A 25,629-nucleotide genomic window follows, 5' to 3' on the forward strand; every position below is an offset into this window, starting at 1 on the left:
GGACCCTCCGCCGTGTGGCGGAGGACCGCCTACGTCGTCAGGGTCGCGAAGTAGGCGTCCTCCTCGTCGGTGAGCAGCCGTGAACGGATCAGGAAGCGCACACCCTCGGGGGCCTCCAGAGAGAAGCCGCCGCCGCGACCCTTCACCACGTCGATCGTGAGATGGGTGTGCTTCCAGTACTCGAACTGGTTGCGCGACATCCAGACCGCGACCGGCTCGAGCACTCCCGCGACGACCAGGTCGCCCAGGTGCACGTCGGCAGCGCCCGTCATGAACTCTCCCGCGGGGTAGCACATGGGGGAGGAGCCGTCACAGCACCCGCCGGACTGGTGGAACATCACCGGCCCGTGCTGGTCCACCAGGCGCCGCAGCAGGTCTGCGGCGGCCTCGGTGACGGCGACCCGTGCGGGGGGCGGCTCGGCCCGGGTCGGTGCGGGGGGAGTCTGCTCGGTCATGGCATCCGCCGATCAGAAGAAGCCCTGGGCGTCGGGGGAGTAGGAGACCAGCAGGTTCTTTGTCTGCTGGTAGTGGTCCAGCATCATCTTGTGGTTCTCGCGTCCGATGCCCGAGCTCTTGTACCCGCCGAACGCCGCGTGCGCGGGGTAGGTGTGGTACGAGTTCGTCCACACCCGGCCGGCCTGGATGCCGCGGCCCATCCGGTATGCCGTGGAGCCGTCGCGGCTCCACACGCCCGCGCCGAGGCCGTAGAGCGTGTCGTTGGCGATCTTGAGGGCGTCGGCCTCGTCGTCGAAGCGGGTCAGGGAGAGCACCGGACCGAAGATCTCCTCCTGGAAGATACGCATCACGTTAGTGCCCTCGAAGACGGTGGGCTGCACGTAGTAGCCCCCGGCGAGGTCACCCTCCAGCACGTTGCGCTCCCCGCCGGTGAGGACCTTGGCTCCCTCCTGCCGACCGATGTCGAGGTAGGACAGGATCTTCTCGAGCTGGTCGTTGCTCGCCTGGGCGCCCATCATGGTCTCGGTGTCCAGCGGGTTGCCGGTCCTGATGGCCTCGACCCGGGCGAGGGCGTCGCCGACGAAGCCGTCGTAGATGGAGCTCTGCACCAGGGCCCGTGAGGGGCAGGTGCAGACCTCGCCCTGGTTGAAGGCGAACAGCGCGAAGCCCTCCAGGGCCTTGTCGTAGAAGGCGTCCTTGGCCCGGGCGACGTCCTCGAAGAAGACGTTGGGGCTCTTGCCACCGAGCTCCAGGGTCACGGGGATGATGTTCTGGCTGGCGTACTGCATGATGAGCCGGCCGGTCGTGGTCTCGCCGGTGAAGGCGATCTTCGCGATCCGCGGGCTCGAGGCCAGCGGCTTGCCGGCCTCGACACCGAAGCCGTTGACGATGTTGAGCACCCCCGGCGGCAGCAGGTCGCCGATGAGCTCGACCACCTTGAGGATCGACCACGGCGTCTGCTCCGCGGGCTTGAGCACGACCGCGTTGCCCGCTGCCAGGGCTGGTGCGAGCTTCCAGGTGGCCATGAGGATCGGGAAGTTCCAGGGGATGATCTGTCCGACGACACCCAGTGGCTCGTGGAAGTGGTAGGCGACGGTGTCCTCGTCGAGCTGGGAGATCGAGCCCTCCTGGGCCCGGATCGTGCCCGCGAAGTAGCGGAAGTGGTCGATGGCCAGGGGCAGGTCGGCACCCAGCGTCTCCCGCACGGCCTTGCCGTTGTCCCAGCTCTCCGCGACGGCCAGCATCTCGAGGTTGTCCTCGAGGCGGTCGGCGATCTTGTGGAGCGCGACGGCGCGCTCGGCGGGTGAGGTGCGGCCCCACGGGCCGGCCGCCTCGTGGGCGGCGTCCAGCGCCGCCTCGATGTCCTCGGCGGTGCCACGGCCCACCTCGGTGAACGCCTGCCCCGTGACCGGGGTGATGTTCTCGAAGTAGGCCCCCTTGACCGGCTCGACCCACTCGCCACCGATGTAGTGGCCGTAGCGGCTCTTGACGGAGACCGGGGAACCGGCGCTCCCCGGGGCTGCGTAGACAGTCATTGCATGTGCTCCCAACGTCCTTGGTGGGCCCCTGTGCGGGGTGTGTCGGCCACCGTAGGCAGCGGCACGTTGCATCGACGTTGCACCCGACCCGCCCTGCGGGTATTGCCTGGGCGCGCGATCCGGTCTCTACTGGCGGTATGCCTCGCACGATGCGGTCCGAGGTGGCCGACTCCTGGCGTCGCTCCGCGGCGGCCGGGGTGGATGTCGAGTCCACCGACCCGGCCATCACGCTGCCCTCCGACGCGCTGCAGGACCACCGCGACGCGCACCCACTGGCACGGGTCTACCCCCTGCTGGAGGAGGTCCTGGGCCGTGCCGCACGGGAGTGCGAGGCCCTGCTCGCCCTCAGCGACGACGCGGGCCAGCTGCTGTGGGTGAGCGGCTCACGCACGACGCTGCGCAGGGCCGAGCTCATCGGCTTCGTCGAGGGCGCCAACTGGGACGAGCGGCTGGCAGGCACCAACGCTCCGGGCACGGCCCTCGCCCTCGGACGCCCGGTCGTGGTCACCGGCGAGGAGCACTACCGCGTGGCGGTGCGACCGTGGAACTGCGTCGCGAGCCCGATCCACGACCCGCTCACGGGTGCCGTGCTCGGGGTGCTCGACATCACCGGGGGGCCGGACGTCGCGGTGCCCCAGACCCTGGCCATGGTCACCACCGCCGCGCGGCTGGCCGAGGCCGAGCTGGCCCGGACTGTTCCCTCCCGGGGCGTCCACGGCAGGGTGCCGGAGGCCGGCGGGGACGCGTTCCAGCTGCAGTGCCTGGGCAGGCGCGAGGGTCTGCTGGGCCGTGGTGGGCGCACCGTCGCGCTCAGCCCGCGGCACACCGAGATGATGGTGGTGCTGGCCGCAGCGCCGGGCGGTCTCAGTGGCGAGGAGCTCGCTGCCCTGACCTACCCCCACGAGGTGACGGCCTCGACGCTCCGGGTGGAGGTGAACAGGCTGCGCCATCTCGTGGGCGACGACGTGGTGGGCTCACGGCCCTACCGGTTGCGGGTGCCGGTGGCGGGGGACTGGCACGCGGTGCAGGCTCACGTCGCAGCCGGCGACGTGGCCTCGGCGCTGCGCACCTACGTGGGCCCGGTGCTGCCGCACTCGGAGTCCCCAAGGGTGCGTGACCTGCGCGCCGAGGTGGAGGGGGAGGTCCGCCAGGCGGTGTTCCGCAGCGGCCGCACCGACCTGATGACGGTGTGGACCCGCAGCCCGTGGGGTGCGGACGACTACGAGATGTGGCGCGCCCTGGAGCAGCGCCTCCCGGCGACCTCGGCGCTCCAGCCCCTGGTCCGTGCCCAGCTCGGCCGGCTCGACGCGGCCTACGGTGTCGTCTCCTCCCGGGCCCGCGGCGGGGGGTCGACCGGCAGAGCGCAGGTGTAGACGACCACCCGCTTGGCCTGCGGGTTGCCCTGGCCGAGGCGGCGGTAGCGGTCGAGCACCTCGACGAGCTCGGCGCGCAGGGCGGTCAGCTGCTCGGCGTTCACCAGCACCAGGTGGTCCTCCAGGCCCGCGACCTGCCAGGCGGCGGGCCAGGCGTCGCGCTGCTCGACCCAGCCCTGCGCGCGGTCGTGGAAGTGAGCCAGGTAGTCCAGCGCCAGCCACCGGGCCGCGCTCGCGTCGTCCTCGTCCTCGGGGCTCTCGGTAAGGTCGGGACGCAGCTCGGGGTCCGGGGCGGCCCGCCAGACCCGGCGCCGGCCGCCACCGGACCCGGTGTCCTCCACCAGACCCACCTCGGCCAGGCGTCGCAGGTGGTAGCTGGTGGCGCCCGAGTGCGTGTCCAGGGCGCGGGCCAGCTCGCTCGCCGTGGCGTTGCCGTGCACGCGGAGCTCGGCGAGCAGACGGGAACGCAGCGGGTGCGCCAGCACCCGCAGGGCCGAGGTCGAGGAGGCGGACGGCATGGACCGACGGTAGCGGTCGACAGGCCCAGTGCACAATCATTGTGCATACGGACGTCCGCACAGCCGCGCGGCAGCACCGCATACGCCTGCTGACCTGCGGCGACACGCGTTTTGGGGTCTGGGGGTGGCGATCCGTAGACTGGGGAGCTGTTGCCATCCGAACGACTCACAAAGGTTTGCACCGTGCGCACCTACTCCCCCAAAGCCGGCGAGGTCACCCGCGCCTGGCACGTCATCGACGCCACGGACGTGGTGCTGGGCCGTCTCGCGTCCCAGGCCGCGATCCTCCTGCGTGGCAAGCACAAGACGACCTACGCGCCGCACATGGACATGGGCGACTTCGTCATCATCATCAACGCCGACAAGGTGGCCCTCACCGGCTCCAAGCTGGCCCAGAAGAAGGCCTACCGCCACTCCGGCTACCCCGGTGGCCTGCGGGCCATGGGCTACGAGGAGCTCCTGGAGAAGCACCCGACCCGGGCGGTCGAGAAGGCCATCCGCGGCATGGTCCCCAAGAACTCCCTCGGCCGGCAGCAGCTGTCCAAGCTGAAGGTCTATGCCGGTGACACCCACCCGCACGCGGCCCAGAAGCCGGTCCCGTACGAGATCTCCCAGGTCGCGCAGTAAGGAATCTGACACACATGACTGTCAACGACACCGACGTCGAGCTCGACGAGGTCGAGCTCACCGAGTACACCAGCGAGTCCGAGGCCGCTCCGTCGGCCACCGCGGCCGAGCGTCGCTCGGTCTCCGTCCCCGGCGCAGCCACGGGTCGCCGCAAGCAGGCCATCGCCCGCGTGCGCATCGTGCCCGGCACCGGCGAGTGGAAGATCAACGGCAAGAGCCTCGAGGACTACTTCCCGAACAAGGTCCACCAGCAGATCGTGAACGAGCCGTTCAGCGTCCTCGAGCTGCAGGACGCCTACGACGTGCTCGTGCGCGTGCACGGTGGCGGCCCCTCAGGCCAGGCGGGCGCCGTCCGTCTGGGCGTGGCCCGTTCGCTCAACGGCGTGGACGCCGAGCTGAACCGTCCCGCGCTGAAGAAGGCCGGTCTGCTCACCCGTGACCCGCGCGTCCCGGAGCGCAAGAAGGCCGGTCTGAAGAAGGCCCGCAAGGCTCCGCAGTACAGCAAGCGCTGATCAGGCGGCACCGCACGTGACAGGCCCCGGGCCTCCCCGTGAAGGGGAGACCGGGGTCTCTCGCGTGCGTCATACTGCCCGGTGGCGCATCGCCATCGGATGCGCCGGACGGGCAGGACGCCCGCAGGAAAGGACGAGGACGACATGGGACGACTTTTCGGCACCGACGGGGTGCGGGGACTGGCCAACCGGGACGTGACCGCCGAGCTGGCGCTGAACCTCTCCGTCGCGGTGGCGCACGAGCTCAGCGCGAGGGGTGCCTACGGCGGTCGCCGCGCGACCGCCGTCGTCGGGCGTGACCCACGGGCCTCCGGGGAGTTCCTCAGTGCCTCGGTCATGGCCGGGTTCGCCTCGGCGGGGGTCGACGTGCTGGACGCCGGTGTGCTGCCCACCCCTGCCATCGCCTACCTCACCAAGCGCCTGTCCGCCGAGATGGGTGCCATGCTGTCGGCCTCGCACAACGCGATGCCCGACAACGGCATCAAGTACTTCGCCTCCGGCGGACACAAGCTGGCCGACGAGATCGAGGACCGCATCTCCGAGCGCATGGGCACCGGCTGGGAGCGACCCGTCGGGGCTGCCGTCGGTCGGATCCGGCCGTTCCCGCAGGGTGCCGAGTTCTACATCGACCATCTGCTCGAGGCCGTGCCGGCGCGTCTGGACGGCCTGCACGTGGTCATCGACGCCGCGCACGGGGCGGCCAGCGTGGTCGGCCCCGAGGTCTTCCAGCGCGCCGGCGCGACGGTCGACGCCATCGGGTCCGACCCCGACGGGCTGAACATCAACGACGGCTACGGCTCGACCCACCTCGAGCAGCTCCAGCGGGCGGTCGTGGCCCGCGGTGCCGACCTCGGCCTGGCCCTCGACGGCGACGCCGACCGCTGCCTCGCGGTGGACGCCGACGGGCAGGTCGTCGACGGTGACCAAATCATGGCGATCCTCGCGGTCGAGCTCCACGAGCGGGGTCGGCTGCGCGACGACACGCTGGTGGCCACCGTCATGAGCAACCTCGGCCTGCTGCGCGCCATGGAGCAGCAGGGCATCATCGTGGTGCAGACCGGCGTCGGCGACCGCTACGTGCTGGAGAAGATGCGCGCCCACAGCTACTCCCTCGGGGGCGAGCAGTCCGGGCACGTGATCATGCTGGACCACGGCACCACGGGTGACGGGGTGCTCACCGCGCTGTCGGTGGCGGGGGCGGTCGTCTCCTCCGGCAAGCCGCTGTCCGAGCTGGCTGCCGTCATGCAGCGCATGCCCCAGGTGCTCATCAACGTCAAGGACGTTGACAAGAACGCCGTCGACACCCACGGGGGGGTACAGGCCGAGGTGCAGGCTGTCGAGGCCGAGCTGGGCGAGCGCGGGCGGGTGCTGCTGCGCAAGTCGGGCACGGAGCCGGTGGTGCGCGTCATGATCGAGGCCGACACCGCCGAGCGCGCCCAGCACTTCGGCGACCACCTCGCCGGGGTGGTCCGCCGGCACCTCTCCCTGTGAGTCCCGGCCTTCGGGTCCGGGCCCTCTGAGCCCGGGGCAGGCTTCGCCCGACGACCCGGCGGCGGCGCGGGGTGGAATGTCTGCCCTGCTCAGCCGGTTGACGACGTCGGACCCGGCCCGCAGGGGCGGGTCCCACGACCTACCCCGACGCGAAGAGGATGAGCATGGAGCAGATCGTCAAGGCCCGTTACAGCGCCGCAGCCACCGCACAGGGTGGCCGAGGGGGTCAGGTCACCAGCGCCGACGGTGTCGTCGACCTTCCCCTGGGCAAGCCGGGCAGCACCGCCAACCCCAAGGCCAACCCGGAGACCCTCTTCGCGGCCGGGTATGCCGCGTGCTTCGGCGGGGCGCTGAACCTCATCGCCTCGCAGGAGGGTCTGGACACCAGCGACTCCACGGTCACCGCAGACGTGACGCTGGGTGACACCGGCACCGGGGCGGGCCTGGCCGTCGACATCGAGGCGCGCATCCCCGGGGTCGACGACGCGACCGCCCAACGCCTGGTCGACGCGGCCCACCAGATGTGCCCCTACAGCAAGGCCACGCGCGGCAACATCGGGGTCACGGTCACCGGCCTCGCAGCCTGACCGTTCGCCTCCGGCGGCCCGACACCTTCCGTGGCGGGCCGCCGGTGCTGCTGCGGGACCTGTGGGCGCCGCGTCAGACGGCGCGTTCGAGCAGGCCCGTGTCCACGTCGTAGATGAACCCTCCGACGGCGACCCGGTCTGCGATGAGCGGGTGGGAGGTGACCCGCCGCACGTCCTCGACCAGGGCGGCACGCTGGTCCGGCACCACGTGGAAGTGCTGCCACCACGCGTCCTGACCCGCGAGCTCGGTGATCCGGTCGCGCAGGGCGTCCTCGGTGTGTGCGGCCATGGCGCAGCGCGTGTGCGGGGCGATCACGACACGCCGGACCCCCAGCAGGTGCACCCCCAGCACGAGGGCCTCCAGGGCCGCGTCCGTCACCCGACCGCCGGGGTTGCGGAAGATCTTGGCGTCGCCGTGCTCGAGACCGAGCATCCGCAGCGGCTCGATGCGCGAGTCCATGCAGGTGACGATGGCCACCCCCGCACGGGCGATGCCGTCGAAGCCGGCATGCGCGAAGTCCTGCGCGTAGGCGCGGTTGGCCTCCAGCAGGTCGTCGAAGGGGTCGGTCTGCTCGCTGTTCATGCGTCCTCCATGCCGGGTCGTCGTTGGATCGTCATCGCCAGGGGTGTGCTCACGTCGGCGAAGAAGTCGTTGCCCTTGTCGTCCACCACGATGAACGCGGGGAAGTCCTCCACCTCGATCTTCCAGACCGCCTCCATGCCGAGCTCCTCGTACTCCAGGACCTCGACCGAGCGGATGCACTCCTGGGCCAGGCGAGCCGCCGGTCCGCCGATGGAGCCGAGGTAGAAGCCACCGTGCTCGGCGCAGGCGTCGGTGACCTGCTGCGACCGGTTGCCCTTGGCCAGCATGACCTTCGAGCCCCCGGCGGCCTGGAACTGCTCCACGTAGGAGTCCATCCGGCCGGCCGTCGTCGGGCCGAAGGAGCCGGAGGGCATGCCCGCGGGGGTCTTGGCGGGGCCCGCGTAGTAGACGGGGTGGTCACGTAGGTAGCCCGGCATCGGCTCGCCGGCGTCCAGCCGCTCCTTGATCTTGGCGTGGGCCAGGTCGCGTGCCACCACGAGGGGCCCGGTGAGCGAGACGCGGGTCTTCACCGGGTGCCGGGTCAGCTCGGCGAGGACGTCCTCCATCGGCCGGTTGAGGTCGATGCGGACGGCGGCACGCTGTCCCGTGCCGGAGACACCGTGGGCCTCCGCGTCGAGGCCGGCGTCGACCTGCTCCGGCAGGAAGCGTGCGGGGTCGGTCTCTAGCTGCTCGAGGAAGACGCCCTCGGGCGTGATCTTGGCCCGGGCCTGGCGGTCCGCCGAGCAGGAGACGGCGATCGCCACCGGCAGGGAGGCGCCGTGCCGCGGCAGGCGCACCACGCGCACGTCGTGGCAGAAGTACTTGCCGCCGAACTGCGCGCCGATGCCGAAGTCCCGGGTGAGCTCGTGCACGCGCTCCTCGAGCTCGGGGTCGCGGATGGCGTGGCCGGACAGCGACCCCTCGGTCGGCAGGCTGTCCAGGTAGCGGGCAGAGGCGTACTTCGCGGTCTTCAGCGCGAACTCCGCGGAGGTGCCACCGATCGCGATCGCCAGGTGGTAGGGCGGACAGGCCGCCGTGCCGAGCGCACGCAGCTTGGCGTCGAGCCAGGCCATCAGCGAGTCGGGGTTGAGGATCGCCTTGGTCTCCTGGAACAGGAACGACTTGTTGGCCGACCCGCCGCCCTTGGCCATGAAGAGGAAGGAGTAGGACGTCTCGTGTCCGGCCCTGGTGTCGGCATACAGCTCGACCTGCGCAGGCAGGTTCGACCCGGTGTTGCGCTCCTCCCAGGTGGTGATCGGCGCCAGCTGCGAGTAGCGCAGGTTCAGCCGGGTGTAGGCGTCGTAGACGCCCCGGGCGATCGACTCCTCGTCACCGCCCGGGGAGCCCGGGGTCAGGACGCGCTGCCCGCGCTTGCCCATGACGATGGCCGTGCCGGTGTCCTGGCACATCGGCAGGACACCTCCCGCGGCGATGTTGGCGTTCTTCAGCAGGTCGAGCGCGACGAACTGGTCGTTGGCGCTGGCCTCCGGGTCGTCGAGGATCGTCCGCAGCTGCTGCAGGTGCCCGGGGCGCAGGTAGTGCGCGATGTCGTGCATCGCGGTCTCCGTGAGCAGGTGCAGGACCTCGGGCTGCACGGTGAGGAAGTCCAGCCCGTCCGGTCCGGTGACCGTGCGCACCCCGTCGGTCGTCAGGAGACGGTAGGGCGTCTCGTCGGCACCGAGAGGTAGCAGGTCGGTGTAGCGGAACTCCGGCATGGGCACAGGGTAGTGCTCCTCGGGGCGCTCGTGCCGGGGGGTCGGGCGGCACCGCGCGTATCACGGCGCAGCCGACGGCGCTCCTGCCTGTCGGCGGACCCGTGCGGGCGCCGGTGCATGCGGAGCCCGGTGCCGCCCCGCCGCCGGTGACGGGAGGCAGGCGCATGGCACAGGTCGACGCGTGTGTCGTGGTGCCGGCGGCCGCCGGAGCACCGGCCCTGTCCGGCGCCCGGGGCTTGCGGGCCTGGCGTGGTGCGCTGCTCCTGCTGCCGGCCGGTGCGGTGCTCGTGGCGCTGGTGCTGCAGCTCGAGCCGGCGACGTGGAGCGGCGCGCTGGCCAGGACCCAGTGGGCGTGGGTCCTGGTGGCGGGGGTGTGCTCGGCTGCCGCCTTCGTCGGAGCAGGATGGAACGTGGCCGGGTTCGCCCCCGGGCGCCTGGGCATCCTGCGAGCGACGGCCGTCCAGGTGGCGGCCACGGGTCTGAAGCTGGTGACGCCCGCTGGAGCCGGTGCCCTGGCGGTCAACGTGCGTCTGATGCAGCGGACGGGCGGCGGGACGGGCACGGCCGTCGCCGCGGTGGCCGGGGCACAGGCGGCCCAAGGGGTCGTCACGGTCGTCCTGCTCGGTGCCGTCGCGGTGGTGCCGGGTCGCGCGCTGGTGCTGCCGGGCGTCCCAGGGCCACCGACGCCGGTCCACGGGCTCGTGCTGGTGGCGCTGGTGGGGCTCGCGTGCCTGGTCGTAGCCCGCCACGGGCACCGGCTGCGGACCGCTGTGCGCCGGGCCGTGGGCCCGCTCGTGCCTGTGGTGCGCTCGCCGCGACGCCTGGGCCAGGGGTTCGGGGGAGCCTGTCTGCTCTCCCTCGCCCTGGCGGGCACGCTGTGGGCCGTGACGAGCGCTCTGGGCACTCCCGTGGGGATCACCGACGCCCTCGTCGTCGTGCTGGTGGGCGTGGGGGTGGGTGCGGCAGTGCCGACCCCTGGTGGCACCGGTGGCGTGGAGGTGGCCATGACCGGCGGTCTCGTGGCGGCCGGGGTGCCGCTGGAGGCAGCCGCGCCCGCCGTCGTCCTCTACCGCCTGCTCACCCTGTGGCTGCCCGTGCCGCTCGGCCTGCTCGCGGCCTGGCGGCTGCGCGCCCTCGGGGCGCTGTGACTCAGGTGTCGAGCTCGCCCCGGGTCGGCGCTGCGGCCCCGGCCCGCGCCACGGTGTAGGACGCCGTCGCGATGCCGCGCGCGACGGCCCGCCGGACGGTGGCCAGGTCTGCTCGGGCCAGCCGGCCGCGGGCCGCGACCGAGCCGAGCAGCCCCTCGTCGAGCAGCCCCGAGACGAGGCCGGCCATGAAGGAGTCGCCCGCACCGACGGTGTCCACCACGTCGACGCGACGGGAGGGCACCTGCGTCGTCTCACCGGTGCCCGACACGTGGATGAGGACGCCGTCACCGCCACGGGTGATGACGACCAGCCCGGGGCCGAGCCGTGCCCACTCCCGGGCGATCACCTCGGCCGAGGCCCCGGCATACAGCCACTCCGCGTCCTCGTCGCTGCTCTTGACCACGTCGCTGCGCCCCACGCACTCCTCGACGCGCTGCCGCGCGTCCTCGGGGGCACCCATGATGGTCGGCCGTGCGTTGGGGTCGTAGGACACGGTCGCTGTCGCGCGTGCCCGCTCGATGAGACGCACCACCTGGCTGCCGCCCGGCTCGAGCGTGGCGGCGATCGAGCCGGTGTGGACGTGGCCGACCCCGGCGAGGTCGATCTCGGGGAGCTCCCACCTCAGGTCGAACTCGTAGCTCGCGGCGCCGGTGGCGTCGAGCGTCGCCGCGGCCGTGGGGGTGCGCTCGGCGCTGTCACTGCCGGGCGTCAGCCGGACGCCGCGCTCGGCCAGGTATGCGGTGATCCTGCGGCCCCGCTCGTCGGTGCCGACGTGGGTCGCCAGCCGGGTGGGATGACCGAGCCGGGCCAGGCCGACGGCCACGTTGGCCGGGCTGCCGCCCACGTGCTCGGTCTCCGTGCCGTCCTGCGGGCGGACGATGTCGATGAGCGCCTCCCCGGCGGCCAGGACCCGCACGGAGGAGGCGTCGGGCTCAGGCATGGGGGGCGTGCTCGTCGGCGATCGCCGCCACCTTGTCGAGCCGGTGGTGCGACTCGATGTAGCGGATCGTGCCGGACTTGCTGCGCATCACGATCGAGTTGGTCACCGCGGTGCCCGAGCCGTAGCGCACACCCTTGAGGATGTCCCCGTCGGTGATGCCGGTCGCCACGAAGAAGGCGTTGTTGCCCGTGACCAGGTCGTCGGTGGTCAGCACCCGGGTGAGATCGTGGCCGGCGTCGATGGCCTTCTGCCGCTCCTCGTCGTCCTTGGGCCACAACCGGCCCTGGATCACACCGCCCATGGCCTTCATGGCGCACGCGGTGATGATGCCCTCGGGGGTGCCGCCGACGCCGAGCAGCATGTCGACGCCGCTCTCCTCCTGGCAGGCCGCGATGGACCCTGCGACGTCGCCGTCGGTGATGAAACGCAGCCGGGCCCCGGCATCGCGCACCTCCTGGGCGAGCTGCTCGTGGCGCGGGCGGTCCAGCATGATCACCGTGACGTCCTCGGTGTAGCGCTTCTTGGCACGGGCGACGCGGCGCACGTTCTCGGCGACCGGAAGGCGGATGTCGACCCGGTCGGCGCAGTCCGCCCCGACGACGAGCTTGTCCATGTAGAACACGGCACTGGGGTCGTACATCGTGCCCTTCTCGGACACGGCCATGACCGCGATGGCGTTGTTCATGCCCTTGGCGGTCGGGGTCGTCCCCTCGACCGGGTCGACCGCCACGTCGACCTTCGCCCCGGTGCCGTCACCGACCTTCTCCCCGTTGTAGAGCATCGGGGCCTCGTCCTTCTCGCCCTCACCGATGACCACGACGCCGTCCATGGACACGTTGGCGATGACCTTGCGCATCGCCTCCACGGCGGCGTTGTCGGCGAGCTCCTTCTGGCCCATCCCGACCCAGCGGCCGGCGGCCAGGGCGGCGGCCTCGGTGACGCGGACCAGCTCCAGGGCCAGGTTGCGGTCGGGGATCACGGCTTCCCGTCGCGTGCGGGTCTCGTCGGCCATGGGGACTCCTTCGTCGCGCCTGTGTGTCCGGTCACGACGACCCTATCGGAGGGGTCTCACAGGAGGCAGTGCGACCATGGTGAGGTGAGCACCCCCCCGACACCGGCACCGTCGGCCACACCGCCGACCAGCGAGGACGCCCGCCGCAAGCGCCTGCTGTCCTACTCGAGCAAGAACATGATCTACTCGATGCTCGCCGTCCTGGTCGTCGCCTTCGCCTGGTGGTCCCTCATGCCGAACCCCGACGAGCCGCAGCGTCGTCCGGCGGAGGTGGAGCAGGCCGCGGGCTTCGCCGCCCGCGAGGCCGACTGGCCCATCTGGAGCCCGGTGGGCCTTCCGGAGACCTGGTCGGGGACGTCCGTGAGCTACGCGACGATCGACGGGGTGCCCACCTGGCGCATGGGCTGGGTGTCCCCGCAGACCGAGTACGTCGCCCTGCGGCAGACCGTGGACCCGCCCGAGAGCTGGAGTGGTGAGGTGCTGCGGGGCCTCGAGCAGCAGGGCCCCGTGGCCCTGCAGGGGCCGGCCGGCGAGCAGGACTGGGACGTCTTCACCGGGGTCGACCGCAACGGGGTGCCGGAGGTCGCGCTCGTGCTCGCGCCCACCCCGGACCAGCCGGCGACCACGATCGTGCACGGCACGGCCGACGTGCCGGAGATCGCGGTCTTCGTCGAGGCGCTCGAGGTCGCCGAACCCTAGGCCGGCTGCCGGCTGCCGGCTGCCGGCTGCCGGGGGCTGGGGAGCTCAGGTCTCCTCGGCCTGCGTGACCGTGCCCGGGGTGGTGGCATCGCTGCCGGCTGCGGTGACGGCGCCGGCGTCCAGCTGTGACTGGGCCTGGTCGAGCTTGGCCTGGCAGTGGGCGGCCAGTGCCTCACCGCGCTCCCAGAGCGCCATCGACTCCTCCAGGGGTGCCTCGCCGGACTCGATCCGGGCGACCAGGCGCACCAGCTCGTCGCGTGCCTGCTCGTAGCTCAGCTCTGCCACAGGGGTCTGGGTGTCGTCCGCCATCCGGACACCCTAGCGAGCGGCGCCGGTGACCGGGCGCACCGCGAAGTCGCCGCGGGCGACCGTGACCCGCAGCACCTCGTCGGCGTCCACCTCTGCCTGGTCGCGGACGATGGCCCCGCCGGTGTGCCGGACCACGGCATACCCACGCTCGAGGGTGTGCTGGGGCGACACGGCCCGCAGGTGGCGGGTCAGGTGGTCGACCCGGTCGTGCTCGCGGGTGAGGACGGAGACGACGTGCCGGCGGCCGCGCAGGCGCACCGCCAGCACCTCGTCACGGTGACGCTGCACGATGGCGTGCCGGTCGGCCATGACCGGTCGGCCCATCAGGTCGAGCACCCGTCGGCGCTCGCGGTCGACGCGCTGGGCCAGCGCGCGGCGGGCGCGGGTGACCACGGTGTGCAGTCCGCTGAGCTCGTCCTGCACGTCCGGGACCACCCGGGTGGCCGCATGGGTCGGCGTGGAGGCCCGCACGTCGGCCACGAAGTCCAGCAGCGGGGTGTCCGTCTCGTGGCCGATGGCGCTGACCACCGGGGTCCGTGCCGCCGCCACCGCGCGGACCAGGGTCTCGTTGCTGAAGGGCAGCAGGTCCTCGAAGGAGCCACCGCCACGGGCGACGACGATGACGTCGACCTCCGCCAGGGCGTCGAGCTCGCGCAGGGCAGCGGTGACGGCCGGCACCGTGTCGGTGCCCTGCACCGCGACCTGACGGATCTCGAACCGGGCTGCCGGCCAGCGCCGCAGCACGGTGGTGACGACGTCCCGCTCGGCGGCGGTGTTGCGGCCCGTGACCAGCCCGATGCGCCGCGGGAGGAAGGGCAGGGGCCGTTTGCGGTCGGGGTCGAAGAGGCCCTCCGAGCGCATCAGCTGCTTCAGGTGCTCCAGGCGCGCCAGCAGCTCGCCGACGCCGACGTGCCGCATCTGACGTGCCTCGAGCTGGAGGGTGCCGCGCTTGGTCCAGAACGACGGCTTGGCGTGGACCACCACGCGGGCGCCGGCCTGCGGTGGGGAGGGCATGGCGTCGAGGGCCGGGACCGGGATCGCGACGGACAGGGACATGTCGACGTCGGGGTCACGCAGCGTGAGGAAGGCCGTGCCCATGCCCAGGCGCCGGTTGAGCTGCACGATCTGTCCCTCGACCCACAGCGGCGACATCTTGTCGACGTAGTCGGAGATCTTCAGGGAGAGCGTGCGCACCGGCCACGGGCGCTCGGCCGTGGTCTCGCGGGCGACCTGCGGCAGGGCGCTCGGTCCGCCGGGAGGGGTGGAGGTCACAGCCACACCCTAGGAGGTCCAGCGGTCACCGGCCCGGCTCGCGTCGTGCATACCGGGCTGTCCGGGGTGCTGGTGGGGGTCGAGCGGGTGGGTCAGGGGGCGCCCAGCGACGGCACCTACGATGGAGGGGTGACTTCGCCGACCCAGCCGACGACCGAGAACGTCCCCGACCCCGCACCGAGCGGCAAGCGGGTCCTGCTGGCCGCGCCGCGTGGCTACTGCGCGGGTGTGGACCGCGCCGTCATCACCGTGGAGAAGGCGCTGGACCTGTACGGTCCGCCGATCTACGTGCGCAAGCAGATCGTGCACAACAAGCACGTCGTGCGTACCCTCGAGAAGCGCGGAGCGATCTTCGTGGACGAGACCGACCAGGTGCCCGAGGGCCAGACGGTCATCTTCTCCGCCCACGGCGTGTCTCCCGCCGTGCACGAGGAGGCACGCAGCCTGCAGCTCAAGACCATCGACGCCACCTGCCCGCTGGTCACCAAGGTGCACCGTGAGGCGGTGCGTTTCGCCGACGACGACTTCGACATCCTGCTCATCGGGCACGAGGGGCACGAGGAGGTCGAGGGCACGGCCGGGGAGGCCCCCGACAACATCGTCCTGGTGCAGAACCCGGACGAGGTGGACGACGTCGAGGTGCGTGACCCGGAGAAGGTGGTCTGGCTCTCGCAGACCACCCTGTCGGTCGACGAGACGATGGAGACGGTCCGCCGCCTGCGCGTGAAGTTCCCCCAGCTGCAGGACCCGCCGAGCGACGACATCTGCTATGCCACCCAGAACCGCCAGGTGGCGGTGAAGCAGATGGCCGCCCAGACCGACCTGATGATCGTGGTCGGCTCCCAGAACTCCTCCAACTCGGTGCGCCTCGTCGAGGTCGCCCTCGAGCACGGCGCCAACGACGGCCACCTCGTGGACTACGCCGACGAGATCGACGAGAGCTGGCTGGACGGGGTCGAGACCGTCGGCGTGACCAGCGGTGCCAGCGTGCCGGAGCTGCTGGTGCGCGACGTGCTCGACTGGCTCGCCACCCGCGGCTACGAGGACGTTGCGCTCGTCACCGCGGCCGAGGAGTCGCTCGTCTTCTCCCTGCCCAACGAGCTGCGCCGGGACCTCAAGGCCCGCACCGGGGTCGAGGCGAAGAAGCTGCGGCACGACGCAGGCGCACTGCACTGACCGCGCCGTAGCGCGGCTCAGCCACTGCGGCGCAGGCCGCGCACGCCGACCTGGCCGGTGTCGTCCTCCTCGGCCTCCGCCCGAGGTGGTGCCACCTCGTCCAGCTCGGCGATCAGGTCGGCCTGGGTCAGTGGGCGGGTCGAGTCCTCCACCGCGGTGACCTCCGGGTGTGCCTCCGGCACGACACCCAGCTCGCGCATCTGCCGGCTCGTGACCATGACCCTGGACTCGAGCGTGCCCACCATCCTGTTGTAGGTCTGCACCGAGCGCCGCAGGGCCGAGCCCATGTCGGAGACGTGTCGGCCGAGGGTGCCGAGACGGGAGTGCAGGTCGCTCCCCAGACGCAGCACCTCACGAGCGTGCTCGGTCAGCGAGTCCTGCTGCCAGGCGAAGGCCGTCGCGCGGAGCACCGCGAGCAGGGTCGCCGGTGAGGCCAGCACCACCTTGTGCGACTGGGCGTGGTCGTAGAGCTCCGGGGCGGCCTGCAGCGCGGCGGCCAGCACGGCGTCACTAGGCACGAAGCACACCACGAGCTCGGGGCTGGTCGGGAACGCGCTCCAGTAGGCCTTGCCGGCGAGAGAGTCGACGTGCCCCCGCAGCGACCGGGCGTGCTGCTGGAGATGGGCCGCACGCTCGGTGGGGGCGAGGTCGTCCCGCTGCGCACGCAGGAAGGCCTCCAGGGGTGCCTTGGCGTCGATCACCAGGCACTTGTCACCGGGGAGCCGCACCAGGACGTCGGGGCGCACCCGCGCGTCATGCTCCGTCACCGCGCTGACCTGTTCGTCGAAGTCGCAGCGAGCCATCATCCCGGCGTGCTCGAGCACGCGACGCAGCTGGGCCTCTCCCCAGGCGCCGCGGATCCCTGAGGAGTTCAGCGCTCCGGCGAGCGTGGCTGTCTCCTGGCCGAGCGCGTCCGTGCGGGAGGCCACCTCGCGCAGCGTCTCTCCCAACCGGCCGAACTGCTCCATCCGGTCGCGTTCCAGCGTCCCGACCTGGTGCTCGACCCTGGCCAGGGACTGGCGCAGGGGTGCCAGCTCGGCCGCCACCGTGCGGTCGCGGGCGGCCGACGCCTCCGCTGCCTGCACCTGGCCCTGCAGCAGGTCGCGCTCGGCGCGGGCGCCGGCCAGCTCGCCACGCAGCCCGCCGAGCTCGCCGCGGACCCGACCACGGGCCACGGCTGCGCCCAGGAACATGCCCGCGACCACGGCGACGACGGCCACCGAGGCCGACACCAGGACCAGCTGCCAGATCTCCATGCCGTTGACTCTGTCACCGACCACCGACAGACCGCCGGACGTTGGCACCCAGGCTCGGTGACACGACGTTGGCGGCCGAGGGCGCCGGTCGAGTCCGCGCACGGGCATACGGGGAGGACATCCTGACGTCATGGTCGCCGACCCGGCCGATGTCGACCACGACACGGTCGTCATGTCCGCCCCAGGTGCCCGGCAGGTCGTCCCGTGGGTGCGCAGGGCGCTGGAGGTCTGAGAGCGGAGCACAGCGGCTAGACTCCTGTCCCCGTGGCCCTCACCATCGGAATCGTCGGACTGCCCAACGTCGGCAAGTCCACCCTCTTCAACGCCCTCACCAAGAACACGGTCCTGGCCGCGAACTACCCGTTCGCGACGATCGAGCCCAACATCGGCGTGGTCCCGCTCAGCGACTCCCGCCTGGCGCGGCTGGCCGAGATCTTCGGCAGCGCCAAGATCCTGCCCGCCACGGTCTCCTTCGTCGACATCGCCGGCATCGTGCGGGGCGCCTCGGAGGGGGAGGGCCTGGGCAACAAGTTCCTGGCCAACATCCGCGAGGCCGACGCCATCTGTCAGGTCGTGCGTGCCTTCCGCGACGACGACGTGGTGCACGTCGACGGGGTGGTCTCACCCAAGGACGACATCGAGACCATCAACACCGAGCTCATCCTCGCGGACATGCAGACCCTCGAGAACGCGATCCCGCGCCTGGAGAAGGAGGTCAAGGGCAAGCGTGTCGACCGGGCGGTCCTGGACACCGCCCTCGCGGCCCAGACGGTCCTCGAGCGGGGCGAGACCCTGTATGCGGCGGCGAAGGACGGGGTGGACGGCTACTCCGCCGAGCAGGCCCGGGCTCTGGGGCTGCTGACCACCAAGCCCTTCCTCTACGTCTTCAACCTCGACGAGGACGGACTGACCGACGAGGCGCTGCACGACGAGCTGGCCGCGCTCGTGGCGCCGGCGGAGGCGATCTACCTCAACGCCAAGCTCGAGGAGGACCTCGCCGAGCTCGAGGCGGAGGAGGCCGCCGAGCTGCTGGCCTCCGTCGGGGTGAGCGAGGCCGGGCTGGACCAGCTGGCTCGCGTCGGCTTCGGGACCCTCGGGCTGCAGACCTACCTCACCGCCGGGCCCAAGGAGACGCGGGCCTGGACGATCCGCAAGGGCTGGACCGCGCCTCAGGCGGCGGGCGTCATCCACACCGACTTCCAGCGAGGCTTCATCAAGGCCGAGATCGTCTCGTTCGAGGACCTGGACGCCCTCGGCTCGATGAACGAGGCGAAGGCGGCCGGCAAGGTCCGCATGGAAGGCAAGGACTACGTGATGCAGGACGGCGACGTCGTGGAGTTCCGCTTCAACGTGTGACGTCGACGGAGGACCCGGCTGCCCGTCCGAAGTCCTCAGCCTCGGGCCGCCTGCATGATGGTGCTGTGCAGTTCGACATGTCCGTGCCGGTCCGGTGCTCCCCGGGTGAGCTGTACGCGGTGCTCGCCGACATCCAGGACCGGGCGGCGGGGCCAGGCTCCCCGGTCAGGGCCATGGACAAGGTGCCACCGGGTCCCACCTGCGTGGGCACGCGATGGCGCGAGGTGGTCCGGGTCGGCCCCGGGCTGGCGATGACGATGTGGAGCGAGGTCACCGACGTCGTCCCGGGTCGGCTCCTGGCCATGCGGTTCTGGGGCGGCTCGATGGAGGGCGACCTCACCTACACGCTGACCGTGCAGGACGGGCACACCGTGCTGCGTCAGCAGGAGACCATGCACACGGTCGGCTGGCTGCGACCACTGGACCCGCCGTTGGGTCGTGCGCTCGGCACACGCCTCGCCCGACGTCTCCGCGACATCGCTGCCATGTTCTCCGACGGGCCGGCTGCCTGAGGCCTGCCCTGGTCAGCCCGTCCGGTCGCTGCCAGGCTGGGTGGTGGAGACGACACAACCCACCCTCGGGGGGCGAGAGGACCACAGCCATGTCTCAGGAGCCGACACCGCAGCAGCTGCTGACCCGGATCGCCGCACGACGGCGTGCCCTGGACGACTACCTCAGGTCCGCCAGGCCGCGGGCGACGCGTCTGACCTACGCCTCCGTCATCGGCAGCGCGGTGGCGGCGGCGCTCACCGCGGGGCCGGGTCTGGGAGGGGAGATCTTCGTGGACGCTGCCGCCGATGCAGTGGGGGGCGTGGCGTCCGACATCTGGCGTCCCCTCTGCCTGCTGGCCACCGTGGCCTCGGTCGTCGCGGCGGTCGCCGCCAACCTCATCAGGTCGCAGGACACCCAGGAGCGCATCGTGAGCGCCGAGGCGTGCCGGGCCGAGCTGGAGGGACTGGAGACCCTGGTCGAGTTCGAGCAGGTGTCCACTGCCCATGCCGTCGCGCTCTACCAGCAGTATGTCGCGAAGGTGCCGTTCGTGGACGACGTCGCGGACGCCTCGGCCCGAGACGGCTGAGGCGCAGGTGCGGCACCGGGCACCGGGTGCCGGGCCCCGTGCCAGGAGCCCGGCACATGGGCGGCGCAGGGCTACTTGCCCTTGCCCACTGTGGCGCCGGCAGAGTAGGTCCCCGGCAGGGCGAGGTAGGCCCCGGTGGTGAGGTCGTTGAGCTCGAGCATGCTCCACGTCACCTCGGTCAGCGTGGAGGTCTGCCCACCCGGGCAGTCCAGCACGTCGGCGGCCGCAGGTGCCGGGAGGTTGATCGTGCCGACCAGGTTGCCGTTCTTGGGCACGGTGAACGGTGCGTTGGCCGCCACGTCGGTGTCGACAGTGGTCTTCTTGGGATCGGCCGGGTTGTTGCCTCCCTTGTTGATGCACTGGTAGGTGGCCTCGAGGTGGGCGCTCAGCTCCACGGTGACCTGTGAGCCGCTCTCGAGACCGGCCTCCTTGAACTTCACGGACAGGTCCATGCCGACCAGGCTGACCCGCGTCTGGCTGGCGATGAAGTGCGGGTTGCCCGCCATCGCGGGTGTGGCCGCGAGAGCGACTGCGGCTGCGCCGGCGGCCACGGACGTGAGGAGACGACGACGAGGGGGTGTGTGGGACATGGGTGTGCCTTTCGTGTGCGTCGCCACGCCTGATGGTCACGAGAGCGTGACGACCTAAGGGGCGGCGCCTCCCCCGAGCTGGCACCGTCGTCAGGTCCGGGTGCGGATCTGGCTCTTCCCACGGTACTCAGGACGAGCCGCCCCACAAGGTGCCGGCAACGGTTACATCGACGACGGTTGCCCGGGATGTGCGACAGACTCCCGGGCCGAACCGCCGTCGAGGAGGCGGTGGCGGGTCAACGGCATACCGCTGCGCCCCTCGTGGTCGGGACGCACGGCGAGCACCTGGTTGACCCCGATGCGTCGGGCCTCGAAGGCCAGCGCCGACCCGGCCATGTAGAGCAGCCACACCCGTGCCCGCCCGGGGCTGGACAGGGCGAGGGCCTCCTCCCAGTGCTGCTCGAGGTTGGCCACCCAGGCCCGCAGGGTGAGGGCGTAGTGCTCCCGCAGCGACTCGACGTCGCGCACCTCGAGACCGGCGGACTCCAGGGCCTCCACCGTTGTGGCCAGCGGCACCAGCTCACCGTCCGGGAACACGTAGCGCTCGATGAACGACGTGCGGGCGTCCCCGGGCGCACCCTCGGCGTCGCCACGTCGTGCGATCGCATGGTTGAGCAGGCGGCCGCCGGGCGCCAGCAGGGCGTGCAGGCACTGTGCGTACTCCGGCTGGTGGGCCAGCCCCACGTGCTCGGCCATCCCGATGCTGGCGATCGCGTCGTACGGACCGTCCGGGACGTCGCGGTAGTCCTGCACCCGGATCTCGACCTGTCCCTCCAGGCCACGCACGCGCACCCGCTCTCGCGCGAAGGCGGCCTGCTCCTGCGACAGTGTCACGCCGACCGCCTCGACACCGTGCTCGCGCGCGGCGTGGCAGACGAAGCTGCCCCACCCGCACCCCACGTCGAGCACCCTCATGCCGGCGTCCAGCCCGAGCTTGCGTGCCACCAGCTCGAGCTTGGCCTGCTGCGCGTCCTCCAGGGTGAACCCGGTGGAGGGGGGCCGCTCGAAGTAGGCGCAGGAGTAGACCATCGACCGGCCCAGGACGAGGGCGTAGAAGTCGTTGCCGACGTCGTAGTGGTGGGCGACCGCACGGGCGTCGCGGCGCAGGCTGTGCCGCCTCCCGGACAGCCTGGCCTCCTCCGCCGGAGGTCGAGGAGGAGGACCCACGGCCCCCAGCCGCAGGGCGGCCGAGGCGATGGCTGCGGTGGTGTCCCGGCCGATGTGCACGCCCGGCCCGCTGTCGGGGTCCGCGAGGGAGTCCAGGTAGGACAGTGCCGCCATCAGGTCCCCATGGATGGTGAGGTCGCCGGAGACGTAGGCGCGGGCGAACCCCAGCTCGTTGGGCTGCCAGAGCAGCCGGCGCAGGGCCCGCCGACGCTCGAAGCCGGCGTGCAGCGGCGCATCCGCAGGCCCCAGTGAGCTGCCGTCCCAGCAGTCGATCCGCACGGGGGCGGACGCCGGCAGGGCCGCCCTCACCAGTGGCTCCAGCACCTGCGCTGCACTCATGCCCGCCTCCCGGTCGCATCGGCGTGCGGCCAGGTCCGGCATGCACCTCCCCCGAAGCGCGGACCTGCCGCGACGCCCTCAGTCTAGGAGCGCGCCGGCTCGGCGACCAGCGAGGGGCGGGTCCGTCGTGGACCCGCCCCTCGCCGGTGGTCAGCCGCTCACGGCGTGGTGACGCTCACGACCGTCGGGGAGGGCAGGTCGGATGCGCCGCCGTAGGCGACCGACCCGAGGTAGCGGGTGGCGGCCTCCAGCCCGGTGAACTGAAGCGTGATGCTGCCGGTCGTGCCTGCCGTGGCCGTGGCCGGAGCGTCGACCGTCATGGTGCCGTCCGACGACGCCGGGACACCCCACTCGTGCAGCACGAAGGGCGAGCTGCCGCCCGGGACGCCCCAGCCGTGGACGTAGACCGTCAGCGCGATGGGAGCACCGGTCGGTGCGCCGAGCGCGAAGCTGACCTCCTCGGCCGACGTGGCCGTCGTGCTCGCTCCCACCAGGGTCGATTCCCGGTAGACGTAGAGGTCCAGGTCGGCTCCGGGTGCGACGTCCTCGTCGAAGAGGGCGAAGCGGGCGTAGGTCGACCCTGCCGGGACGGCCACCTGGATCGCGACCGTGCCGGTCGGGTCGGCCGGGTCGAACGTCTGGTCCGGGTCCTGGGTCACGCTCCCGGCGGTGGTCGCCGCCTCCACAAGGCCCCGGGCCGTGGCCGAGAAGCCACCGGTGTAGCCGAAGCCGACGTCGTAGGTGATGGGGTCTCCGGTGCCACTCACGGCGGCGGGCACGCCGAGGGCGACGGGCCGGACGACCAGGGGGATGCGGACGTCCCGTGCCCCGTCGGTCCAGGTCAGCTCTCCACCCGTGTAGCTGTTCAGTGCCGCTGCTCCGGTGGTGGCGAAGGTTACCGTGAACGACTGTGTCTCGCCCGGGTCCAGCGTCAGGCCGGCGGGCTCGACGGTGGCAGAAACCCCTGACAGGCCTGTGACGGAGCTCGCGTAGGTGGCGGGCTCGTCGCCGACGTGGGTGACGCTGCGCGTCACCGTCTGGCTGCCGGCGAGGGCGCCGATGGCGATCGAGGGGCTGTTGTAGTCGCTCGGGTCGAGCACGTCGATGCCGGAGTCGGTGCAGAACGAGGCAGGCAGCTGGGTGCCGCAGAGGAAGCCCAGCCAGTCGTCGAAGTCGGCGTCGTAGACCAGGCCCGGCTCGACGGCCTTGTTGGGGTCCACGTGCCCAGCGCCCTGGCGGAAGATCCGGTCGGCCTCGGAGGCGCTGTCGAGCACGTCGTAGCCGGTGGTCATGAGTGCCGACTTCACCGCCATCGGCGACCACTCGGGGTGGGCGTGGATGAGCAGGGCCGCGAGACCGGCCACGTGCGGGCTCGACATGGACGTGCCGCTGTAGAGGTCGAAGAGCCGGCCGTTGTTGCCGGGGGGTGCGACCCCGGCCAGGATGTCCTGCCCGGGAGCGATCAGGTCGGGCTTGAGCAGGTCGCCGCTGGCCTGCAGCGGGCCGCGTGAGGAGAACGTCGCCGTGAACGGTGCCGGCTCGTCCTCGACGGCGGTCGCGTCGTTGATGGTCGCCGTGGCCCCGGCCTCCGCGGCATACGCCTTGACCGCGAGGCCGTCGTCCGCGGCCACGTGGACCGCCGGGACGGAGTGGAAGAGGGCGAGGGTGTTGCCGGCTCCCGCCGGGTCGTTGTAGAGCACCATGCCGGCCCCTCCCGCTTCCGCCACAGCCCGGCTCTTGTCGACCAGCGCAATGGCGCCGCGCTTGCACAGCACGACCGCGTCGGCCACGAGAGCCGGGTCCAGAGCGCCGGGGTTGCAGAGCTCGGCGTCGGTGGCCGTAGCCGGTGACAGTGCCGCGTCCGCGGCGTCGACGAGGTCGCCGGTCACCGCGGTCGCGAAGGAGGCACCCTCGTAGGTCTCGCCGTTGCCGAGGGTGACCGACCCGACGCCGGTGCGGTTGTGGGTGCCGGCGGCCACCGTGGTGAGCCAGGGTCCGGGGTGGGCCACGGTCGAGGCGTCGGGGCCGCTGTTGCCGGCCGAGGTGGCGACGAAGACACCCGCGTCGGCGGCGAAGAGGAACGCGATCTCGACGGGGTCGCGGAAGTTGGTGCGGCTTCCGCTCACCGAGAAGTTGATGACGTCGACGCCGTCGGCGACGGCCTGGTCGATCGCGGCGACACTGTCCACCGAGAAGCAGGAGCCGCCGCTGCCGGTCTCCCAGCAGGTCTTGTAGACGGCGAGGCGGGCGCGCGGCGCGATGCCGCTCACCGAGCCGAACACCGAGGCGGGACCGGTGGCCTGGACCCCGTTGTTGCCGGCGGCCGTGGTGGCCACGTGGGTGCCGTGGCCGCCCAGGTCTCGGGGAGAGTTGAACTCGTCCGGCAGCTGGGCGTCGATGCCGGCGTTGCCGCCCCATCCCGCGTTGTAGTAGCGGGCGCCGATGACCTTCTGGTTGCAGTCGGCGGCGGTGAACTCCTCACCGGGCACACACCGGCCGTTCCACCCCGGGATCTGCTGGTAGACCCGCTTGCCGGCCGAGTCCCGGTCGGACAGGCTCGGGTGCTCGGGCCAGATGCCACCGTCGATGATCCCGATGATGACGTCCTCCCCTGGCCCGTCACCCCGCTTGGCCGAGGCGCTTCCCCCGCCCAGCTGGTCCCACAGCCCGCCCTCGTCGGTCAGACCGAGGAAGTCGGGGGTCGTGGAGGTGTCGAGCGTGAGGAGCTCGTTCTCGCTGACCGCGAGCACGCCCGGGACGGACGCCATCTCGGCAGCGGCCGTGGCGGAGAGCTCGGCCGCGAAGCCGTTGAAGGTGTAGGCGTAGCTGTAGAGCTTCGTGCCGCCGCCGGCCCGCTGCAAGGCAGTGTCCTGCCGGGCCGCGAGGTGGTCGACGTAGGCGCGCACCTCGGGACGGTGGGGGTCGACCTTCTTGCCCTTGGCCGGCCTGGTGGCCTTGATCCCCTTGACGCCGCCCTCGTAGGCGACCACCGGTGGCTCGGCGAGCTGCACGATGTAGGTGCCCGCCTCGGCCGGCTTGTCCGGCAGCGCGACGGCGGCCAGCGTGGTCTCGTCCTCCTGCAGCTGCGGCTCCGCGGTCGCTGCCGGCACCATGCCTGCCATGAGGAGGACACCGGCCACAGCCATGGCGAGCCGTGCGCGTCGACGTGGGGCACTGCTCATGCCGGTCTCCTGGGGTGAGTCGGCCGCGGCACTGTGACGCGGACCACTTTGCGCAAGGTAGCACCCGCGTGACCTCGGCGGATAGGCCTGCGGACGTCTAGCATCGACGTCGTGCTCATCACCTTCACTCCTGTCGACGACCGTGGGGACGACCGGGACGCGCTGGTCTCCTTCCTCACCGCTCACACCTGGCCCTTCCACGTGGTGACCAGGCCGACACCCGACGTCGTGGCCGCGGCCCTCGAGCGTGGGCGCTTCGACGACGAGGACCACGCGGCCTTCTGGGTCGACAGCGACGAGGAGGGCCGACTGGGCCTGGTCGTCCTGGAGGACCTGACCGACGAGACCCCTCTGTTCGACCTGAGGCTCGCCGAGGAGCACCGGGGCCGCGGCCTGGGTGCAGTCGTGCTGCGGGCCCTGACCGACCACGTGTTCACCACCTTGGACGTGCACCGCCTCGAGGGGCAGACCCGCGAGGACAACCGGGCGATGCGACGCACCTTCGTGCGAGCCGGCTACGTCAAGGAGGCGCACTACCGCGAGGGCTGGCCCGTCGAGGGCGGCACACCGGTCGCCTCGGTCGCGTATGCCGTGCTGCGGCGCGACTGGCAGCACGGGACGACGACCCCGGTGCCCTGGGACGAGGACCTCGACGCCCCGGACTCGTCGGAGGCATCGGGGCGCTGACCCTGCCAGGATGGGCGG

General features: G+C 71.8%; 25 protein-coding genes. 12 read left to right on the forward strand and 13 right to left on the reverse strand.

The genetic code is table 11. The features are described 5' to 3' along the window. Positions 1-29: 29 nt before the first annotated feature. Complete coding sequence (locus LVO85_RS05200) at positions 30-455, reverse strand: DUF779 domain-containing protein (protein WP_232746349.1); 426 nt, start codon at positions 453-455, stop codon at positions 30-32. Positions 456-467: 12 nt separating this feature from the next. Continuing rightward, on the reverse strand, positions 468-1,991 hold the full coding sequence (gene exaC, locus LVO85_RS05205; RefSeq protein ID WP_232746350.1) for an acetaldehyde dehydrogenase ExaC: 1,524 nt from the start codon (positions 1,989-1,991) through the stop codon (positions 468-470). 140 nt (positions 1,992-2,131) lie between these two features. Here exaC and LVO85_RS05210 point away from each other — a divergent pair, with 140 nt between their 5' ends. Then, complete coding sequence (locus tag LVO85_RS05210) at positions 2,132-3,367, forward strand: GAF domain-containing protein (RefSeq protein ID WP_232746351.1); 1,236 nt, start codon at positions 2,132-2,134, stop codon at positions 3,365-3,367. Here the strand turns inward: LVO85_RS05210 and LVO85_RS05215 are convergent. After that, positions 3,307-3,885, reverse strand: coding sequence for an ArsR/SmtB family transcription factor (locus tag LVO85_RS05215; protein ID WP_232746352.1), 579 nt, complete (start codon positions 3,883-3,885; stop codon positions 3,307-3,309). The two genes, LVO85_RS05210 and LVO85_RS05215, sit on opposite strands and share 61 nt — an antisense overlap. A 183-nt stretch (positions 3,886-4,068) precedes the next feature. On the opposite strand from LVO85_RS05215, the gene rplM reads away from it, so the two are divergent. From rplM to LVO85_RS05235, 4 genes are all read left to right on the forward strand, one after another. Next, on the forward strand, positions 4,069-4,512 hold the full coding sequence (gene rplM, locus LVO85_RS05220) for a 50S ribosomal protein L13 (RefSeq protein WP_232746353.1): 444 nt from the start codon (positions 4,069-4,071) through the stop codon (positions 4,510-4,512). Positions 4,513-4,526: 14 nt separating this feature from the next. Beyond that, positions 4,527-5,024 carry a 30S ribosomal protein S9 gene (gene rpsI / locus LVO85_RS05225; RefSeq protein WP_232746354.1) on the forward strand — a complete coding sequence of 166 codons (498 nt, stop codon included), beginning with the start codon at positions 4,527-4,529 and terminating at the stop codon, positions 5,022-5,024. Between the two features lie 144 nt (positions 5,025-5,168). Further along, complete coding sequence (glmM, locus tag LVO85_RS05230; RefSeq protein ID WP_232746355.1) at positions 5,169-6,515, forward strand: phosphoglucosamine mutase; 1,347 nt, start codon at positions 5,169-5,171, stop codon at positions 6,513-6,515. A gap of 164 nt (positions 6,516-6,679) precedes the next feature. After that, positions 6,680-7,102, forward strand: a complete 423-nt coding sequence (locus tag LVO85_RS05235) for an Ohr family peroxiredoxin (protein ID WP_232746356.1) — start codon at positions 6,680-6,682, stop codon at positions 7,100-7,102. Positions 7,103-7,175: 73 nt separating this feature from the next. Here the strand turns inward: LVO85_RS05235 and LVO85_RS05240 are convergent, their stop codons facing one another. Both LVO85_RS05240 and LVO85_RS05245 read right to left on the reverse strand, forming a co-directional pair. Then, positions 7,176-7,685 carry a beta-class carbonic anhydrase gene (locus LVO85_RS05240; RefSeq protein WP_232746357.1) on the reverse strand — a complete coding sequence of 170 codons (510 nt, stop codon included), beginning with the start codon at positions 7,683-7,685 and terminating at the stop codon, positions 7,176-7,178. Further along, on the reverse strand, positions 7,682-9,400 hold the full coding sequence (locus LVO85_RS05245) for a fumarate hydratase (RefSeq protein WP_232746358.1): 1,719 nt from the start codon (positions 9,398-9,400) through the stop codon (positions 7,682-7,684). Before LVO85_RS05245 ends, LVO85_RS05240 begins: the two co-directional genes overlap by 4 nt. A 164-nt stretch (positions 9,401-9,564) precedes the next feature. Between LVO85_RS05245 and LVO85_RS05250 the strand changes: the two genes are divergently transcribed. After that, entirely contained in the window at positions 9,565-10,548 is a 984-nt protein-coding gene (locus tag LVO85_RS05250; protein WP_232746359.1) for a lysylphosphatidylglycerol synthase transmembrane domain-containing protein, read from the forward strand. A gap of 1 nt (position 10,549) precedes the next feature. On the opposite strand, the gene LVO85_RS05255 is transcribed toward LVO85_RS05250, so the two are convergent. Then, complete coding sequence (locus LVO85_RS05255; protein ID WP_232746360.1) at positions 10,550-11,488, reverse strand: carbohydrate kinase family protein; 939 nt, start codon at positions 11,486-11,488, stop codon at positions 10,550-10,552. Beyond that, on the reverse strand, positions 11,481-12,500 hold the full coding sequence (gene glpX / locus LVO85_RS05260; protein WP_232746361.1) for a class II fructose-bisphosphatase: 1,020 nt from the start codon (positions 12,498-12,500) through the stop codon (positions 11,481-11,483). The genes LVO85_RS05255 and glpX overlap by 8 nt, the downstream gene beginning before the upstream one ends. A gap of 84 nt (positions 12,501-12,584) precedes the next feature. On the opposite strand from glpX, the gene LVO85_RS05265 reads away from it, so the two are divergent. Beyond that, positions 12,585-13,199, forward strand: coding sequence for a DUF4245 domain-containing protein (locus LVO85_RS05265; protein ID WP_232746362.1), 615 nt, complete (start codon positions 12,585-12,587; stop codon positions 13,197-13,199). Positions 13,200-13,244: 45 nt separating this feature from the next. On the opposite strand, the gene LVO85_RS05270 is transcribed toward LVO85_RS05265, so the two are convergent. Continuing rightward, positions 13,245-13,508: an exodeoxyribonuclease VII small subunit gene (locus LVO85_RS05270; RefSeq protein WP_232746363.1), complete on the reverse strand. Its 264-nt coding sequence runs from the start codon at positions 13,506-13,508 to the stop codon at positions 13,245-13,247. 9 nt (positions 13,509-13,517) lie between these two features. Continuing rightward, positions 13,518-14,780 carry an exodeoxyribonuclease VII large subunit gene (xseA, locus tag LVO85_RS05275; RefSeq protein WP_232746364.1) on the reverse strand — a complete coding sequence of 421 codons (1,263 nt, stop codon included), beginning with the start codon at positions 14,778-14,780 and terminating at the stop codon, positions 13,518-13,520. A gap of 129 nt (positions 14,781-14,909) precedes the next feature. Here xseA and LVO85_RS05280 point away from each other — a divergent pair, with 129 nt between their 5' ends. Then, on the forward strand, positions 14,910-15,956 hold the full coding sequence (locus LVO85_RS05280; protein ID WP_232746365.1) for a 4-hydroxy-3-methylbut-2-enyl diphosphate reductase: 1,047 nt from the start codon (positions 14,910-14,912) through the stop codon (positions 15,954-15,956). 17 nt (positions 15,957-15,973) lie between these two features. Here the strand turns inward: LVO85_RS05280 and LVO85_RS05285 are convergent, their stop codons facing one another. After that, the gene (locus LVO85_RS05285) at positions 15,974-17,212 is read right to left on the reverse strand and encodes a DNA recombination protein RmuC (RefSeq protein ID WP_232746366.1); all 1,239 of its coding nucleotides are present in this window, start codon (positions 17,210-17,212) and stop codon (positions 15,974-15,976) included. Between the two features lie 264 nt (positions 17,213-17,476). Here LVO85_RS05285 and ychF point away from each other — a divergent pair, with 264 nt between their 5' ends. The 3 genes from ychF (at position 17,477) to LVO85_RS05300 (ending at position 19,646) form a co-directional block, all read left to right on the forward strand. Then, a complete protein-coding gene (gene ychF, locus LVO85_RS05290; RefSeq protein WP_232746367.1) occupies positions 17,477-18,568 on the forward strand; it encodes a redox-regulated ATPase YchF in 1,092 nt (363 codons plus the stop codon). A 65-nt stretch (positions 18,569-18,633) separates the two neighbouring features. After that, positions 18,634-19,080 carry an SRPBCC family protein gene (locus LVO85_RS05295; protein WP_232746368.1) on the forward strand — a complete coding sequence of 149 codons (447 nt, stop codon included), beginning with the start codon at positions 18,634-18,636 and terminating at the stop codon, positions 19,078-19,080. A gap of 89 nt (positions 19,081-19,169) precedes the next feature. Continuing rightward, positions 19,170-19,646, forward strand: a complete 477-nt coding sequence (locus tag LVO85_RS05300; protein ID WP_232746369.1) for a hypothetical protein — start codon at positions 19,170-19,172, stop codon at positions 19,644-19,646. A gap of 71 nt (positions 19,647-19,717) precedes the next feature. Here the strand turns inward: LVO85_RS05300 and LVO85_RS05305 are convergent, their stop codons facing one another. The 3 genes from LVO85_RS05305 to LVO85_RS16660 all read right to left on the reverse strand — a co-directional run bounded on the left by LVO85_RS05305 (position 19,718) and on the right by LVO85_RS16660 (position 24,924). Next, on the reverse strand, positions 19,718-20,197 hold the full coding sequence (locus tag LVO85_RS05305; RefSeq protein WP_232746370.1) for a hypothetical protein: 480 nt from the start codon (positions 20,195-20,197) through the stop codon (positions 19,718-19,720). 201 nt (positions 20,198-20,398) lie between these two features. Further along, entirely contained in the window at positions 20,399-21,742 is a 1,344-nt protein-coding gene (locus LVO85_RS05310; RefSeq protein ID WP_232746371.1) for an SAM-dependent methyltransferase, read from the reverse strand. Positions 21,743-21,900: 158 nt separating this feature from the next. Further along, on the reverse strand, positions 21,901-24,924 hold the full coding sequence (locus tag LVO85_RS16660) for a S8 family serine peptidase (RefSeq protein ID WP_269813034.1): 3,024 nt from the start codon (positions 24,922-24,924) through the stop codon (positions 21,901-21,903). A 111-nt stretch (positions 24,925-25,035) separates the two neighbouring features. Here LVO85_RS16660 and LVO85_RS05330 point away from each other — a divergent pair, with 111 nt between their 5' ends. Next, a complete protein-coding gene (locus LVO85_RS05330; protein ID WP_232746372.1) occupies positions 25,036-25,611 on the forward strand; it encodes a GNAT family N-acetyltransferase in 576 nt (191 codons plus the stop codon). Positions 25,612-25,629: the final 18 nt, after the last annotated feature.

This window comes from Ornithinimicrobium sediminis (assembly GCF_021272345.1).
Classification (GTDB): Bacteria; Actinomycetota; Actinomycetes; order Actinomycetales; family Dermatophilaceae; genus Ornithinicoccus; species Ornithinicoccus sediminis_B.